Genomic DNA, 15,522 nt, shown 5'->3' with positions numbered 1-15,522 from the left:
AGATGGCAGCTAAAATCCGTCGTAATGACGAAGTAATCGTTCTTGCTGGTAAAGATAAAGGCAAGAAAGGTAAAGTAACTAAGGTTCTAGCAACTGGTAAAGTTATTGTTGAAGGTATCAACCTTGTTAAGAAGCACCAAAAGCCGGTTCCGGCTCTAGGTCAACAAGGTGGCATCGTTGAACAAGAAGCAGCAATTGATGCTTCTAACGTTGCAATCTTTAACTCAGCTACTGGTAAAGCTGACCGTATCGGTTTCCGTTTCGAAGATGGCAAGAAAGTTCGTTTCTTCAAGTCTAACGGCGAAACCGTTTCTAACTAATAGAAGTAATTTGGAGTTCTACTATGGCGAAACTGCATGATTACTACAAGTCGTCTGTAGTCGCTGAACTGACCAAACAGTTTAGCTACACAAGCGTCATGCAAGTCCCTAGAATCGAGAAAATCACCCTAAACATGGGTGTTGGTGAAGCAATCAACGATAAGAAACTGCTAGAAAACGCAGCTGCTGATATGGCAACGATCTCTGGTCAAAAGCCACTTATCACTAAAGCTCGTAAATCTGTTGCAGGTTTCAAAATCCGTGAAGGCTACCCTATCGGTTGTAAAGTAACCTTGCGTGGCGAACGTATGTGGGATTTTCTTGAGCGTTTAATTTCTATCGCTCTTCCACGTGTACGTGACTTCCGTGGTGTTAGCGCTAAGTCTTTTGACGGACGCGGTAACTACAGCATGGGCGTTCGCGAGCAAATCATCTTCCCGGAAATCGACTTTGATAAAGTTGATCGAGTACGCGGTCTAGACATCACTATTACGACGTCTGCTGGTACTGATGAGGAAGGCCGTGCTCTGCTGGCTGCCTTTAACTTCCCATTCCGTAAGTAAGGTGAAGGGTTACTGTTATGGCTAAAAATTCAATGAAAGCACGTGAAGCAAAACGTGCGAAGCTTGTAGCTAAGTTCGCTGAAAAGCGTGCAGCGCTTAAAGCTATCATTAGCGATGTAAACGCATCAGAAGAAGATCGTTGGAATGCGGTTCTTAAACTGCAAACTCTTCCACGTGATTCAAGTGCATCACGTCAGCGCAACCGTTGTAACCAAACTGGTCGTCCACACGGTTACCTACGTAAGTTCGGTCTAAGCCGTATTAAGGTTCGTGAAGCTTGCATGAAAGGCGAGATTCCGGGTCTTCGTAAGGCTAGCTGGTAATTGCCACTTAATCATTTGGAGTAAATCATATGAGCATGCAAGATCCGATTTCGGATATGCTGACCCGCGTTCGTAACGGTCAGGCAGCAAACAAAGTTGCTGTTAAAATGCCTTCTTCAAAGCTTAAAGTTGCAATTGCTGCACTACTAAAAGCTGAAGGTTACATCACTGATTTCGCTGTTGAAGGCGAAGTTAAACCTGAGCTTGAAGTTACTCTTAAGTACTTCCAAGCTAAACCAGTAATCGAGCAACTTAAACGTGTTTCTCGTCCAGGTCTACGTGTTTACAAGAAGAAAGATGAACTTCCTTCTGTAATGGGTGGTCTTGGTGTTGCTATCGTTTCAACTTCCAAGGGTCTTATGTCAGACCGTGCTGCACGTAAAGCAGGTCTTGGTGGTGAAATCATCTGCTACGTAGCGTAATAGGAGTAGAATATGTCTCGTGTTGCAAAAGCACCTGTCGCTATTCCAGCTGGCGTAGAGGTGAAACTAAACGGCCAAGAAATCACTGTAAAAGGTGCTAAAGGCGAACTATCTCGCGTTCTTAACGACGCAGTAGTTGTAGCTCAGGAAGAAAACAATCTTACTTTCGGTCCACGCGAAGGTGTAGTTAACGCATGGGCTCAAGCAGGTACTGCTCGCGCTCTAGTTAACAACATGGTTGTTGGCGTTACTGAAGGCTTTACTAAGAAGCTTACCCTTAAGGGTGTTGGTTACCGTGCTGCTATCAAAGGCAACGCTGTAGGTCTAACTCTAGGCTTCTCTCACCCTGTTGAGCATGAATTGCCAGAGGGTATTAAAGCTGAGTGTCCAAGCCAAACTGAAATCGTGATCACTGGTTGTGACAAACAACTTGTTGGTCAGGTTGCGGCTGACATTCGTTCTTACCGTGAGCCTGAGCCTTACAAAGGTAAAGGTGTTCGTTACGCAGATGAAAATGTGCGTACTAAAGAAGCTAAGAAGAAGTAAGGTAACACTATGGATAAGAAAGCATCTCGCATCCGTCGTGCTACACGCGCACGTCGTAAGATTGCAGAACTGGGTGCAACTCGCCTAGTAGTACACCGTACTCCTCGTCACGTGTACGCTCAGGTTATTGCAGCTAACGGCTCTGAGGTTATCGCAGCAGCTTCTACTGTAGAAAAAGCGATCCGTGAGCAAGTTAAGAACACTGGTAACATCGATGCAGCTAAAGCAGTAGGTAAAGCTGTTGCTGAGCGCGCTCTTGAAAAAGGCGTAGAAGCAGTTGCATTTGATCGTTCTGGTTTCCAATACCACGGTCGAGTGGCGGCGCTAGCAGAATCTGCTCGCGAAGCTGGTCTGAAATTCTAAGGTAGGGTTGGAAGATGGCTAAAGAACAACAAGTTCAAGCGAATGATTTGCAAGAAAAGCTAATCGCAGTTAACCGCGTTTCTAAAACGGTTAAAGGTGGTCGAATCATGAGCTTTACTGCGCTAACAGTAGTTGGTGACGGTAACGGTCGTGTAGGTTTCGGTTACGGCAAAGCTCGTGAAGTACCTGCAGCGATCCAAAAAGCAATGGAAAAAGCTCGTCGTAACATGACTACGATCGCGCTTAACGAAGGTACTCTTCACCACCCAGTGAAAGGTCGCCATTCGGGCTCTAAAGTTTACATGCAGCCTGCTGCTGAAGGTACTGGTGTTATCGCAGGTGGTGCGATGCGTGCAGTACTAGAAGTTGCTGGTGTACACAACGTTCTATCTAAAGCATACGGTTCTACGAACCCTATCAACATCGTTCGTGCTACGATCGATGCACTAGGTAGCATGAAGTCACCAGAGATGGTTGCTGCTAAACGTGGTCTAACTGTTGAATCTATTTCGGAGTAAGAACACCATGGCAACTATTAAAGTAACTCAAACTAAAAGCTCAATTGGTCGTCTACCTAAGCACAAAGCTACGCTTCGTGGTCTAGGTCTTCGTAAAATCAACCACACAGTAGAACTTGAAGATACTCCGTGCGTACGCGGTATGATCAACAAGGTTTACTACATGGTTAAAGTTGAGGAGTAATCAGAATGCGTTTGAATACTCTATCACCAGCTGCTGGTGCTAAGACTACTGCTAAACGTGTAGGTCGTGGTATCGGTTCTGGCCTAGGTAAAACTGGTGGCCGCGGTCACAAAGGTCAAAAGTCACGCTCTGGCGGCACTGTTCGTCCAGGTTTTGAAGGCGGTCAGATGCCTCTAAAACAACGTCTACCAAAATTCGGTTTCACTTCTCGTAAGAGCCTAGTGTCTGCTGAAGTTCGTCTAGCTGAGCTAGCGAAAGTAACTGGTGACGTAGTAGATCTAAACAGCCTTAAAGCTGCTAACGTTATCACTAAGAACATCGAATTCGTAAAAGTTGTTCTATCTGGTGAAATCAACAAAGCAGTGACTGTTAAAGGTCTACGTGTGACTAAAGGCGCTAAAGCTGCAATCGAAGCTGCAGGCGGTAAAATCGAGGAATAATCTCGAGGAACGAGGTACAGATGGCTAAGAAACCAGGACAAGATTTTCGTAGTGCTCAGAGCGGCTTAAGTGAGCTAAAGTCGCGCTTATTATTCGTAATTGGTGCACTTTTAGTATTCCGAGCCGGCTCTTTCGTGCCGATTCCTGGTATTGACGCTGCTGTACTTGCCGATTTGTTCGAACAGCAAAAAGGTACCATCGTTGAAATGTTTAACATGTTCTCCGGTGGTGCTCTTGAGCGTGCATCTATATTAGCGTTGGGCATCATGCCGTATATTTCGGCATCTATTGTTGTCCAACTGCTAACTGTAGTTCATCCAGCGTTAGCTGAACTCAAAAAAGAGGGTGAAGCAGGCCGTCGTAAGATCAGCCAATACACACGCTACGGCACGCTTGTACTTGCAACATTCCAGGCTATAGGTATCGCAACAGGCCTACCAAACATGGTCGATAATCTGGTTGTTATCAACCAAACCATGTTTACGCTTATTGCTACCGTAAGTTTAGTAACCGGCACCATGTTCCTGATGTGGTTAGGTGAACAAATTACTGAGCGTGGAATTGGTAACGGTATTTCGTTACTTATCTTTGCAGGTATTGTTGCTGGATTGCCTTCTGCAATCGGTCAAACAATCGAGCAAGCGCGTCAAGGTGAATTGCATGTACTTCTTCTGTTGTTGATTGCTGTACTTGCTTTTGCAGTTATCTACTTCGTTGTTTTCATGGAGCGTGGTCAACGTCGAATCGTTGTAAACTACGCGAAGCGTCAACAAGGTCGTAAGGTATTTGCTGCACAAAGCACTCACTTGCCACTTAAAATTAATATGGCAGGTGTTATTCCAGCAATCTTTGCGTCAAGCATTATCCTGTTCCCAGGAACACTGGCTCAGTGGTTTGGTCAGAATGGTGAGAGCAGCGCGTTCGGTTGGTTAACTGACGTGTCTTTGGCTCTTAGCCCAGGTCAGCCTCTGTATGTAATGCTTTATGCAGCAGCGATAATTTTCTTCTGTTTCTTCTACACGGCGTTGGTATTCAACCCGCGTGAAACAGCAGATAACTTGAAGAAGTCAGGTGCATTCGTACCCGGCATCCGCCCAGGTGAGCAGACAGCTAAGTATATTGATAAAGTAATGACGCGTTTAACCCTTGCTGGTGCGCTTTACATTACCTTTATCTGTCTGATTCCGGAGTTCATGATGGTCGCGTGGAACGTACGTTTCTACTTCGGCGGTACATCACTACTTATCGTAGTTGTTGTAATTATGGACTTTATGGCACAGGTACAGACTCATCTGATGTCTCAACAGTATGATTCTGTGTTGAAAAAGGCAAACCTAAAAGGCTACGGTCGTTAATTTAGGTTTCATTTACGGAGTTTAGCAATGAAAGTTCGTGCTTCCGTTAAAAAAATCTGCCGTAACTGTAAAGTTATCAAGCGTAACGGTGTCGTTCGCGTGATTTGCAGTGAGCCAAAGCACAAGCAGCGCCAAGGCTAATTAGCAGAAATTTTTACTTGAAATATAAGGTAGTGTCGAGTATATTCCTCGGCCTACCTTTTGCGTGCAAAAGAAGTAGTATTCCGCAGCGTATCCGAAACGGGCTTTGCTGCGGCTAATTCTTTTATGAAACACTAGGAGTGAATAATGGCCCGTATTGCAGGCATTAACATTCCTGATCAAAAACATGCTGTAATCGCACTAACTGCGATCTACGGCATCGGTAAGACTCGCTCTCAAGCTATCCTAGCTGAAGTGGGCATTGCTGAAGATGTTAAGATCAGTGAACTAACTGAAGAGCAGATCGATCAACTGCGTGATGGTGTAGCTAAGTACACTGTAGAAGGTGATCTACGTCGTGAAGTATCAATGAACATCAAGCGTCTTATGGACCTTGGCTGTTACCGTGGTCTTCGTCATCGTCGCAGTCTACCACTACGTGGACAGCGTACTAAAACCAATGCTCGCACCCGTAAGGGTCCGCGTAAGCCGATCAAGAAATAATCGGGAAGGTAGAGTACAATGGCTAAACAACCAACTCGCGCTCGTAAGCGCGTACGCAAGCAAGTTGCAGATGGCGTTGCGCACATCCATGCTTCTTTCAATAACACAATCGTAACTATTACTGACCGTCAAGGTAACGCTCTAGCATGGGCTACTGCAGGTGGTTCAGGTTTCCGTGGTTCTCGTAAGTCTACTCCGTTCGCTGCACAGGTTGCTGCTGAGCGTTGTGCTGAAATGGCTAAAGAGTACGGTCTAAAGAACTTGGAAGTTATGGTTAAGGGTCCAGGTCCAGGTCGTGAATCTACTGTTCGCGCACTGAACGCTGCTGGTTTCCGCATCACAAACATCGTTGATGCTACACCAATCCCTCATAACGGTTGTCGTCCACCTAAGAAACGTCGCGTATAACGTTTTTTAGATTACTGGAGAAAGATCATGGCAAGATATTTGGGTCCTAAGCTGAAGCTTAGCCGTCGCGAAGGTACTGACTTATTCCTTAAGTCTGGTGTACGCGCGATCGATACCAAGTGTAAAATTGATAACGCACCAGGTGTACACGGCGCTCGTCGCGGTCGTCTATCTGAGTATGGCGTTCAGCTTCGTGAGAAGCAAAAAGTTCGTCGTATGTACGGCGTTCTAGAAAAACAATTCCGTAACTACTACAAAGAAGCTGCTCGCCTAAAAGGCAATACTGGTGAAAACCTACTTCAGCTTCTTGAAGGTCGTCTTGATAACGTAGTTTACCGCATGGGCTTTGGTGCAACTCGCGCAGAAGCACGTCAGCTAGTTAGCCACAAAGCTATCCTAGTTAACGGTAAAGTTGTAAACGTTCCTTCTTTCAATGTTGCGGCTAATGACGTTGTTTCTATCCGCGAGAAAGCTAAACAGCAATCTCGTATCAAGGCTGCTCTAGAAGTTGCTGAACAACGTGAAAAACCAACTTGGATTGAAGTAGATGGTGGTAAGATGGAAGGTACGTTCAAGCGTCTGCCTGAGCGTTCAGATCTATCTGCTGACATCAACGAACAATTGATCGTCGAGCTTTACTCTAAGTAAGGTTTAAACTAAAGAGAGGACACAATGCAGGGTTCTGTAACAGAATTTCTTAAGCCACGTCTTGTTGACATCGAACAGGTTAGCACGACTCACGCAAAAGTAACTCTTGAGCCATTAGAGCGTGGTTTTGGCCATACTCTTGGTAATGCACTTCGCCGTATTCTTCTATCTTCTATGCCAGGTTGTGCTGTAACAGAAGTAGAGATCGAAGGCGTACTTCATGAGTACAGCACTAAAGAAGGCGTTCAAGAAGATATTCTTGAAATCCTACTTAACCTTAAAGGTCTTGCTGTACGCGTTGCCGAAGGCAAAGATGAAGTGTTCATTACTTTGAACAAATCAGGCTCGGGCCCTGTGGTTGCAGGTGACATCACCCATGATGGTGATGTAGAGATCGCTAACCCTGAACACGTAATTTGTCACCTAACAGATGACAACGCTGAGATCGCAATGCGTATCAAAGTTGAACGTGGTCGTGGTTATGTTCCAGCTTCGGCTCGTATCCATACTGAAGAAGATGAGCGTCCTATTGGTCGCCTACTGGTTGACGCTACGTACAGCCCAGTAGACAAGATTGCTTACTCTGTTGAAGCGGCTCGTGTAGAGCAGCGTACAGACCTAGACAAGCTTGTTATCGACATGGAAACGAACGGTACTCTAGACCCTGAGGAAGCAATCCGTCGTGCAGCTACTATCCTAGCTGAACAATTGGATGCGTTCGTAGATCTTCGTGATGTACGTGTACCTGAGGAGAAGGAAGAGAAGCCAGAATTCGATCCGATCCTACTGCGTCCTGTAGACGATCTTGAACTAACAGTTCGCTCTGCTAACTGTCTGAAAGCAGAAGCGATTCACTACATCGGTGATCTTGTACAGCGTACTGAGGTTGAGCTACTTAAAACGCCTAACCTTGGTAAAAAATCTCTTACTGAGATTAAAGACGTACTTGCATCACGTGGTCTTTCTCTTGGCATGCGCCTAGAGAACTGGCCACCAGCGTCTATCGCTGAAGATTAATCGATAATAGTTAGAAGGATTAGGTCATGCGCCATCGTAAGAGTGGTCGTCAACTCAACCGCAACAGCTCACATCGTAAAGCGATGTTTAGCAACATGGCTAGCTCTCTAGTACGTCATGAAGTTATCAAGACTACACTGCCAAAAGCAAAAGAGCTACGTCGCGTAGTTGAGCCTTTGATTACACTAGCTAAGACTGACAGCGTTGCTAACCGTCGTCTAGCATTTGCACGTACTCGTGACAACGAAGTAGTTGCAAAACTATTTAACGAACTAGGTCCACGTTTCGCTGCTCGTCAGGGCGGTTACACTCGTATCCTAAAAGCTGGCTTCCGTGCTGGTGACAAAGCTCCAATGGCTTACATTGAGCTTGTAGATCGCCCAGCTGCTGAAGAAGCTGCTGAGTAATCAGGTTCGTACGAACGAAAAAACCGAGCGTTAGCTCGGTTTTTTTGTACCTGAAAGATAGGCAAAGGATACGTTAGCAAGGTAGAGATCCGTCTCTGATAGGGCGTTTAAAAAGTTGACGCTTTAACGTCAACCTTAAAAAGGTTTTTCGCTTATTGCCAAATTGCCCCTAAGCTATCCAATAGTCCATTACTTGCTCCTTGGTTCTGCAGTGCGCTGATAATAATTGGAGCAAAGGTAGAGATTAGCGATGGATCCATGCCCAATGCTGAGAATGCACTTTTAACTGTTTCATTATTGGCAATCATTGTTGTTAAGCCGCTTGACTGTAGAGAGTCAAAACCAGGTATTAACCCCGCCATTTCATTGCTTTGACTACTATTAAGAGAGTTTTGCGCCAGCGCTAACATTGAGCCTAGACCGCCAATGGCTTGCTCAGAAGATATGTTGGCACTATTTTGCAGTGTAGAAACTAAATCGCTGCTACCTGTACTTTGTGACGACCACGCCTGAACCGCGCCCGTTAAAGCCGCATTTGCTAAGCTGCTGTAGGCATTATCACTGCCTGTGTTGGTGTTGCTACCTGATGTAGTTTGGCATCCCATTAACGCCATGCTCACGATCGCTGCCAGTACAATTTTCTTATTCATCTTGTTTCCTTAAAAAAACGAGATCATTGATAGACCTGTCGAATAAGTATCATACATAAAAAACGGCGGCACAATGGCCGCCGTTTTGTTCGCTTTAATTTGTTAATAAATTAAAGGATATCTAGTAGTTCTACTTCGAATACTAGAGCTGCAAATGGTGGAATTGCAGCGCCAGCGCCACGTTCACCGTATGCAAGATCTTGTGGGATGTATAGTTTCCACTTTGAACCTACAGGCATCAGTTGTAGTGCTTCAACCCAACCTTTGATAACGCCAGTCACTGGGAACTCAGCTGGTTGACCGCGAGATACTGAGCTGTCGAAAACGGTACCGTCAGTTAGCTCACCGTGGTAGTGAACGCGAACTTGCTTGTCTGAAGTTGGGATTTCACCAGTACCTTCAGTGATCACTTCGTATTGAAGACCAGATTCAAGAACCGTTACTTCTGGGCGTAGAGCGTTATCTTTTAGGAACGCTTCGCCATCTGCAGCAGCTGCTTTTGCTGCTTCTTGGCGTGCCGCTTCAACGCGAGTGTGTAACTCTTGAAGAGCGTTGTTGATTTCGTCGATTTCGATAGCTGGTTGCTCACCAACTAGTGCTGTAGCGATACCTGCAGCGATAGCGTCAACGTTTAGACCTTCTAGACCAGAACCAGCAAGTTGCTGACCCATCTGTAGACCGATACCGTAGCTAGCTTTTTGCTCTACAGTCTCAAATTTAACTTCAGACATGATGTCTCTCTTTGTATGGTGTATAAAGCAGTAAAGGATACCAGTAATGGCGCTATGATGAAACGGTCGCTCCCATATAGTCTGTCGAGTAGGGCAATGTGAGATTAAGATCGACTTTCTATGACTTGATAGCAAGTTTTGACCCAGCGATTACTTTGTTGAGCGAAAATTCCTATACTCATGGGGGCTTGGTTTTTTATACTTAGAGCGAAACCCGTTTGGAGACAAGGTGCGATGAATCGCAGAAAAAAGAAAAAACAGCAGCAAGTTGATTACGTTGATGTAGTGAAGAAAAAGTTTAGTGCTATTGATTGGCTCAAAATAAAGGGTGCAGTCCTACAGCGCTGGAACCTGCTTCCTAAGCTTCACCAACGTGGTTTAATGATCTTAGTGCCTGTCTTGCTGGTTTTATTGGTGATTCCGTTACCCGATTCGACGGGGGGGACTGAATCACAAACCTCGCCAGTCCAACGAGTCGAGATTGACATTGATACACGTAGTTTGAGCGAGCAACAAAGCCGACAGCAGCAATCACTGGCTTCTGACACTTGGAAAGAGTATCAGGTTAAGAGTGGTGATACATTGGCACAAGTGTTTCGCAGCAATGGTTTAGCTATGGCGGATCTCAATGCTTTGGTAAAAGTTGAAGGTGCGGACAAACCTCTAAGCCAAATTAAGCAAGGGCAGCTTGTCCGCTTTAAGTTGGCGGAGAATGGGCAATTGGATATCCTTCAACTCGAAAAGAACAATCAGTCTGTTATGTTCTTCCGTCTTTCTGATGGTGGCTTTGGTCGCAGTAAGTAACTTATCCTTCCGTTTTTAATCAGTGTTTTCCACGGGACAAGGGGTAACATAATCATGGTTATCCCTATTACTGTCAGCCAGTCTGGCACCTCGTCAAAATAAACCACACCAATAATAACGACGAACACTAACCCTGAATTTTCTGCTACAGAAATCTGGCTTGCTTGTGCACGTCGATAAGCCATGACAGCCAATCCATTGTAACTCAAAATTAATCCAGCACTTGCCAAAATCAGCATGATTTGCTGATAGGTTATCGGCGCCCAGTAAATCAAGGCTAATACCGATGAGAGAGGCAGAGATAACAACGATGTCCAAAATAACGTACTGATGATGGTTTGTTCCGCCGGTAATTTACGAGCAGTGACGTTGAAGAGTGCCAGAGTTAACGTTGTTCCTAAGGCGAACGTCGCCGCCCAATGAAATTCTGAAGGCCTGAGAACCACTAGCACGCCGACAAAACCGAACAGTGATGCAATCGCACGCGTCCAAGTGATTTTCTCTCCTAGAAGCAATACAGCTAGCGGTAGCATCAATAAAGGGGCTGCATAAAAGACGGCGTTTGCTGTCGCTAGGGTCAGGTGAGTGATGGCAATGACCATGCATCCACTGCCAATTAATATCAGTTGCGCACGGAATAAGTTGAGACCTGGGCTATAGAGCTTTTTCTGAGTCGGCTTTTGTTTCCACCAAAAGGGAAAGATCACTAAAGTTGAAAGTAGTTGACGAACGAAAACATACTGGAAGGTAGACACATCACCATCCAGTAATTTTACTGCGACATCAGACAAAGATGCCGCTAAGTTGCCTACGATGAGTAGGAGGATCGCGACATAGGTCGCTGAAGCTGCCACGTCTATTTGTCCAACTTCATATCGATATGCGGTATATCGTCTTCAAGATACATATCTGAGGTTTGGACAAAGCCATGTTGCTGATAAAAGTCAGCCAGATGCTCTTGTGCACCAATCTCTATTTTCTCTCCTGGCCACAAAGATTCACACCCAGCCAATGCTTGCTTGAGTAACTGATGGCCAAGTCCGCCACCTCTATGGCTTGCTAAGGTAGCCACGCGTCCAATGCTGACACTTGGATAGCTTAATCCCTTCGGTATCAACCGAGCGCCCGCAACCAACTGCCCATCTTGATAACCAAGTAGATGATGTACACCCTCTTGATGATCTTTGTCATCCAGTTCGGGGTATGGGCATGTTTGCTCAACGACAAATACATCCACTCTGAGTTTAAGTAGTTGATAAAGCTGAGTGGTTGTCAGCTGTGAAAAGGGAATTAGTTGCCAAGTGACCATACGTGTTTTGCCTTGTTGATATCTGTTAAGGCGAATGTAACAACTCAATCGCTTGGCGACATTAACAATTGTTAATTTTGGCGGCGATTTTTGATACGACTCAAGCTGATTGGTGTGATTCCTAGGTAAGCAGCGACTTGATAGTCATTGAGCCGTTCAAGCAATTCGGGGTAATGCTGGCAGAAAAGTTGGTAACGTTCCTCTGGGCTGTAGAGCAGCATAAATCGTTCTTTGTTTTCTTTATACATTAACTGAGTTTCAAGCAGCTTTAAGTAAATGCTGTGCTTTTCATCTCGCCACTGACGGAGGGCTGCAATAGGGAGAGAAATCATGGTGCAGGGCGTAAGAGATTCGAGCAGATAAGGTGAGGCCTGCTGTTTGATTAAGCTTTCAAAGCCGATAAGCCAGTCATTTTCCCAATAGAACTCTTTGCTGAACTCTTTGCCTTTTTCCGTCAAGTAACATGAATGACAGATACCCGATACGAGAAAATAGATCTCTTCTGCTACCTGGCCTTGATGTAGCAGGATATGACGGGTCGGCAGCTCAAGTTGTCGTGCTGACAGAGTCAGTTGATCAATTTCTTGGCTGGTAAATCCATTGTGGGTCAGTTGCTGTCGAAAGTTATCAAACATAGCGTGTTTATCTTTGAATGGGATAGGTAGAGATTCTAACGCACTTCCCCAACTCGCTACCATTGACCAGTGATGAAAAAAAAGCCGCAACTAACAGTGCGGCTTTGTTTCAATGGAAAAGAGGGTTATTTCTGAAGGTCGATTTGATAAACCGCGAAACCTACATCATCAGTGCCCATGCGTTTCATTGGATACTGGCCTTTTTCTTCGATAAACTTCGCCGCTTTATCACTTGGTGAAGTCTCAAAACGGATGTCCAGTTTCTTATCTGACTTAATTGGTGCAAATGACCAGTTGTTGTCTGCGCTTGGCGTGAATTCACCTTTTTCGTTACTTACGCGAGTAATGTAAGCTGCGATTACTGAACGGTTTTCATCTGGTGAGTCAAACGCGACAAAATCAGAGCCTGTGCCAGGGAACTTGTTGCTGTATGCACGGTAGTTGTTTGTCGCGATGATGAAGTCTTGCTTCATATCGATTGGCTTACCTTGGTAAGTAAGATTAACTATACGTTCAGCACCTTCGTTGATCACCTTACAGTCGCCGTCATATTTCGCCGGCTTAGTGACATCAATTTGATAGTTCAGGCCATCAATAACATCGAAGTTGTAGGTACGGAAACCATCCCAGTCAATCAGACTTTGTGGCTCAGTGCTGTTCACATCAATTTGCTTAAACTGACCCGCTGTACACTCTAACCACTCTTTCACTTCAGTGCCGGTTACTTTCATCGCAACGAGAGTGTTCGGGTATAGGTAAAGGTCTGCTGCGTTACGGAAAGTCAACTGACCCGATTCTACTTCAGTGAAGTTACCTGGATCATTTTTACGACCGCCAGCTTTAAATGGTGCAGCAGCAGAAAGAACAGGAATGTCTGCTAGGTCAGGATCGCCTTGGATAAAGCGCTCAACGTAATCTTTTTGTGCAAGGTTAACAATTTGTACTGTTGGATCGTCTTGTACTAACGCTAAGAAGCTGTACATCACGTCGTTAGCTTTACCGATTGGCTGGTTAACGAAATCACGAGTCCCTTTGTGGTCAGCTTCAAGCGCTTTCACCATCTCAGCATCTGCTTCTGCAAGTGAAGTTTTCGTTTTCTTGTCGTAGATCGGACGAGCTTCAGTTTGGCCTTTTACAACCGTCCATTTACCGTCTTTTTCTTTCAGTTCAAGATCAATGACACCAACGTGGCTACCCCAGCGACCAGGCATAACCGCTGCGACACCATTGATCGTACCGTTTGTGTTATCAATACCTGGAATGTTATCGAAGCCTTTACCTGGGAAGACAGCATGAGAGTGACCAAAAGCAATGGCGTCGATACCGTCTACTTGAGAAAGGTAGTATGTAGAGTTTTCTGCACCTACTTTATGTGGATCTGAAGATACGCCAGAGTGCGGGATAGCAACGATGACGTCAGCACCTTCCGCTTTCATTTGAGGCACTAGCTTATCAGCCGTTTCTTTGATGTCTTTAGCGAAGACTTTGCCTTCTAGGTTTTTCTTATCCCACACCATGATTTGCGGTGGAACAAAACCGATGTAACCCACTTTGATTTCGTGTTCTACGCCATCAACGTCTTTAAATGTATGAGATTTAATGATGTATGGCTTGAAGTAATGCTCGCCAGTTTTCTTGTCGAATACGTTTGCGCTGACATAAGGGAAATCAGCGTCGTTGATAGTTTCTGCAAGGAACTCTAAACCGTAGTTAAACTCATGGTTACCAATGTTACCCACATCGTAATTCAACTGGTTCATCGCTTTGTATACTGGGTGTACTTCGCCTTTTTCAATGCCTTTCGCTGCCATATAGTCTCCCATAGGGCTGCCTTGAATTAGGTCACCATTATCAACAAGTACACTGTTTTCTACTTCGGCACGAGCTTGTTTAACCAGAGTAGCAGTGCGAGTAAGACCAATCTGTTGCGATGGCTTGTCTTTGTAGTAGTCATAGTCCATGACGTTAGTGTGAATATCAGTCGTTTCGACAATACGAAGTTTGATCGTATCTGCCATTACTGGACCAGCCATGGCCAACATACCACCAAGTACTGCAAGAGACAGGGGTTTCACTGCTGCTTTCATTTTTTAAGCTCCGATAGCGTTAAATAAGACGCGTCTAATTTAACAAAATGAAGTGAAACAATTGTTTCATTGGGTAATTAATTGTGATCTAGAGCAGTGCTGTATTGGTGTTATGCAAAGAATCTCTCAAAATTCGATAAAGAGGCTATAGTACGGTTTATTGTTCTTATCAGAAATTGATATAAAAAATGAAATTTTAGAATTTCAGGTAATAAAGCTACAGATACATAATGCTTCCATAGACATTGAAGGATGACATTATGGCTCGCAAGGAAACCGTTTCTCAATTCCCTTTGAACGCTCAACGTGCACAGCGTAGTAATCAGATGGATTTAAATACTTTTGGTCGCAGCGTGCTCGGTAAAGGTGAAGTGGCACTTATCGGTGCAGGCCCTGGCGACGTAGAGTTGTTAACGTTGAAGGCAATGCGTTTCTTGCAGCAAGCGGATGTCGTGTTATACGACTATCTTGTTTCTGAAGACATTATGTCCCTCCTTCCTAGTGACACGATTACGGTGTGTGTTGGTAAGCGCGCTGGCCACCATAGTGTCCCTCAAGAAAAAACCAATCAGCTATTGGTGGACTTTGCTAAACAAGGTCACCGTGTTGCTCGCATCAAGGGCGGTGATCCGTTTATTTTTGGCCGCGGTGGTGAAGAACTTGAAGTATTAGCGGACGCAGGAGTTTCTTTTCATGTCGTTCCTGGTATTACCGCCGCAGCGGGTGCGACAGCTTATGCGGGCATACCGTTAACCCATAGGGATTACGCTCAATCTGCTATGTTTATAACAGGGCATTTGAAAGCAGAAAGTGACCAGATGGACTGGTCTACGTTGGCTCGCGGCAACCAAACGCTGGTGATCTATATGGGCTTAATGAAGTCTGAATATATTGAACATCAGTTGATTGAGCACGGCCGTAGCCCTGAGACTCCAATCGCCATTATTGAGCGTGGAACTCAGTCAACACAAAGAATATTCAAAGGTCAGCTATCTCAACTGGCTGAACTTGCAAAAGACGCGCAATCGCCGTCTCTCATCGTCATTGGTGAAGTGGTGTCACTGTCAGACAAGCTGGCGTGGTTCACTCCACAGCCTAGCGCACAACAGCGCCAATTCGCATAACTCATTATTTGATTAGTCAGAAG

The 15,522-nt window shown here is 45.1% G+C and carries 24 protein-coding genes; 18 read left to right on the top strand and 6 right to left on the bottom strand.

Translation table 11 applies throughout. The features are described from left to right. The first annotated feature begins 2 nt into the window (after window positions 1-2). The 16 genes from rplX to rplQ all read left to right on the top strand — a co-directional run bounded on the left by rplX (window position 3) and on the right by rplQ (window position 8,159). Window positions 3-320, top strand: coding sequence for a 50S ribosomal protein L24 (rplX, locus tag ACQEXP_RS13050; RefSeq protein WP_269377105.1), 318 nt, complete (start codon window positions 3-5; stop codon window positions 318-320). A 23-nt stretch (window positions 321-343) separates the two neighbouring features. After that, complete coding sequence (rplE, locus tag ACQEXP_RS13045; RefSeq protein ID WP_005450569.1) at window positions 344-883, top strand: 50S ribosomal protein L5; 540 nt, start codon at window positions 344-346, stop codon at window positions 881-883. 17 nt (window positions 884-900) lie between these two features. Then, window positions 901-1,206, top strand: a complete 306-nt coding sequence (rpsN, locus tag ACQEXP_RS13040) for a 30S ribosomal protein S14 (protein WP_269377106.1) — start codon at window positions 901-903, stop codon at window positions 1,204-1,206. A 29-nt stretch (window positions 1,207-1,235) separates the two neighbouring features. Next, on the top strand, window positions 1,236-1,628 hold the full coding sequence (gene rpsH, locus ACQEXP_RS13035; RefSeq protein WP_006878391.1) for a 30S ribosomal protein S8: 393 nt from the start codon (window positions 1,236-1,238) through the stop codon (window positions 1,626-1,628). Window positions 1,629-1,640: 12 nt separating this feature from the next. Beyond that, window positions 1,641-2,174, top strand: coding sequence for a 50S ribosomal protein L6 (gene rplF / locus ACQEXP_RS13030; protein ID WP_269377108.1), 534 nt, complete (start codon window positions 1,641-1,643; stop codon window positions 2,172-2,174). Between the two features lie 9 nt (window positions 2,175-2,183). Beyond that, complete coding sequence (rplR, locus tag ACQEXP_RS13025) at window positions 2,184-2,537, top strand: 50S ribosomal protein L18 (RefSeq protein WP_038175185.1); 354 nt, start codon at window positions 2,184-2,186, stop codon at window positions 2,535-2,537. Window positions 2,538-2,551: 14 nt separating this feature from the next. Next, window positions 2,552-3,055: a 30S ribosomal protein S5 gene (gene rpsE / locus ACQEXP_RS13020; protein WP_004745894.1), complete on the top strand. Its 504-nt coding sequence runs from the start codon at window positions 2,552-2,554 to the stop codon at window positions 3,053-3,055. A gap of 7 nt (window positions 3,056-3,062) precedes the next feature. Next, window positions 3,063-3,239 (top strand): 50S ribosomal protein L30, encoded by a 177-nt coding sequence (gene rpmD / locus ACQEXP_RS13015; RefSeq protein ID WP_000201159.1) that lies wholly within the window; start codon window positions 3,063-3,065, stop codon window positions 3,237-3,239. Window positions 3,240-3,244: 5 nt separating this feature from the next. Next, window positions 3,245-3,679 carry a 50S ribosomal protein L15 gene (rplO, locus tag ACQEXP_RS13010; protein ID WP_138972784.1) on the top strand — a complete coding sequence of 145 codons (435 nt, stop codon included), beginning with the start codon at window positions 3,245-3,247 and terminating at the stop codon, window positions 3,677-3,679. Window positions 3,680-3,699: 20 nt separating this feature from the next. Continuing rightward, complete coding sequence (secY, locus tag ACQEXP_RS13005) at window positions 3,700-5,034, top strand: preprotein translocase subunit SecY (RefSeq protein ID WP_004410423.1); 1,335 nt, start codon at window positions 3,700-3,702, stop codon at window positions 5,032-5,034. A 27-nt stretch (window positions 5,035-5,061) separates the two neighbouring features. Then, window positions 5,062-5,175 carry a 50S ribosomal protein L36 gene (gene rpmJ, locus ACQEXP_RS13000; protein ID WP_000868186.1) on the top strand — a complete coding sequence of 38 codons (114 nt, stop codon included), beginning with the start codon at window positions 5,062-5,064 and terminating at the stop codon, window positions 5,173-5,175. Between the two features lie 147 nt (window positions 5,176-5,322). After that, entirely contained in the window at window positions 5,323-5,679 is a 357-nt protein-coding gene (gene rpsM, locus ACQEXP_RS12995; protein WP_005450559.1) for a 30S ribosomal protein S13, read from the top strand. Window positions 5,680-5,697: 18 nt separating this feature from the next. Continuing rightward, a complete protein-coding gene (gene rpsK / locus ACQEXP_RS12990) occupies window positions 5,698-6,087 on the top strand; it encodes a 30S ribosomal protein S11 (RefSeq protein WP_001118870.1) in 390 nt (129 codons plus the stop codon). Window positions 6,088-6,114: 27 nt separating this feature from the next. Beyond that, window positions 6,115-6,735 carry a 30S ribosomal protein S4 gene (gene rpsD, locus ACQEXP_RS12985; protein ID WP_138972785.1) on the top strand — a complete coding sequence of 207 codons (621 nt, stop codon included), beginning with the start codon at window positions 6,115-6,117 and terminating at the stop codon, window positions 6,733-6,735. 24 nt (window positions 6,736-6,759) lie between these two features. Continuing rightward, on the top strand, window positions 6,760-7,752 hold the full coding sequence (locus tag ACQEXP_RS12980; RefSeq protein WP_004410407.1) for a DNA-directed RNA polymerase subunit alpha: 993 nt from the start codon (window positions 6,760-6,762) through the stop codon (window positions 7,750-7,752). A 26-nt stretch (window positions 7,753-7,778) separates the two neighbouring features. Further along, a complete protein-coding gene (gene rplQ / locus ACQEXP_RS12975; protein WP_005383141.1) occupies window positions 7,779-8,159 on the top strand; it encodes a 50S ribosomal protein L17 in 381 nt (126 codons plus the stop codon). A 152-nt stretch (window positions 8,160-8,311) separates the two neighbouring features. Here rplQ and ACQEXP_RS12970 read toward each other — a convergent pair whose 3' ends face one another. Together ACQEXP_RS12970 and ACQEXP_RS12965 are read right to left on the bottom strand one after the other, a co-directional pair. Continuing rightward, window positions 8,312-8,809 (bottom strand): DUF2780 domain-containing protein, encoded by a 498-nt coding sequence (locus ACQEXP_RS12970; protein ID WP_426970352.1) that lies wholly within the window; start codon window positions 8,807-8,809, stop codon window positions 8,312-8,314. A 110-nt stretch (window positions 8,810-8,919) separates the two neighbouring features. Continuing rightward, window positions 8,920-9,540 (bottom strand): FKBP-type peptidyl-prolyl cis-trans isomerase, encoded by a 621-nt coding sequence (locus ACQEXP_RS12965; protein WP_006878533.1) that lies wholly within the window; start codon window positions 9,538-9,540, stop codon window positions 8,920-8,922. Between the two features lie 234 nt (window positions 9,541-9,774). Between ACQEXP_RS12965 and ACQEXP_RS12960 the strand changes: the two genes are divergently transcribed. Continuing rightward, a complete protein-coding gene (locus ACQEXP_RS12960; protein ID WP_426970350.1) occupies window positions 9,775-10,344 on the top strand; it encodes a LysM-like peptidoglycan-binding domain-containing protein in 570 nt (189 codons plus the stop codon). Here the strand turns inward: ACQEXP_RS12960 and ACQEXP_RS12955 are convergent. From ACQEXP_RS12955 to cpdB, 4 genes are all read right to left on the bottom strand, one after another. Next, complete coding sequence (locus tag ACQEXP_RS12955) at window positions 10,290-11,198, bottom strand: DMT family transporter (RefSeq protein ID WP_426970348.1); 909 nt, start codon at window positions 11,196-11,198, stop codon at window positions 10,290-10,292. The two genes, ACQEXP_RS12960 and ACQEXP_RS12955, sit on opposite strands and share 55 nt — an antisense overlap. 2 nt (window positions 11,199-11,200) lie before the next feature. Beyond that, window positions 11,201-11,653 carry a GNAT family N-acetyltransferase gene (locus tag ACQEXP_RS12950; protein WP_426970346.1) on the bottom strand — a complete coding sequence of 151 codons (453 nt, stop codon included), beginning with the start codon at window positions 11,651-11,653 and terminating at the stop codon, window positions 11,201-11,203. Window positions 11,654-11,724: 71 nt separating this feature from the next. Then, complete coding sequence (locus tag ACQEXP_RS12945) at window positions 11,725-12,288, bottom strand: Crp/Fnr family transcriptional regulator (protein WP_426970411.1); 564 nt, start codon at window positions 12,286-12,288, stop codon at window positions 11,725-11,727. Between the two features lie 125 nt (window positions 12,289-12,413). Beyond that, a complete protein-coding gene (cpdB, locus tag ACQEXP_RS12940) occupies window positions 12,414-14,375 on the bottom strand; it encodes a 2',3'-cyclic-nucleotide 2'-phosphodiesterase (protein WP_269377118.1) in 1,962 nt (653 codons plus the stop codon). A gap of 260 nt (window positions 14,376-14,635) precedes the next feature. Here cpdB and cobA point away from each other — a divergent pair, with 260 nt between their 5' ends. Further along, window positions 14,636-15,499: a uroporphyrinogen-III C-methyltransferase gene (gene cobA / locus ACQEXP_RS12935; RefSeq protein WP_269377120.1), complete on the top strand. Its 864-nt coding sequence runs from the start codon at window positions 14,636-14,638 to the stop codon at window positions 15,497-15,499. Window positions 15,500-15,522: the final 23 nt, after the last annotated feature.

The sequence above is a fragment of the Vibrio sp. TRT 1302 genome, from assembly GCF_050113875.1.
Classification (GTDB): domain Bacteria; phylum Pseudomonadota; class Gammaproteobacteria; order Enterobacterales; family Vibrionaceae; genus Vibrio.
The sequence above is the reverse complement of the archived record's forward strand: the minus strand, read 5'-3'. Positions and strand labels throughout refer to the sequence as shown.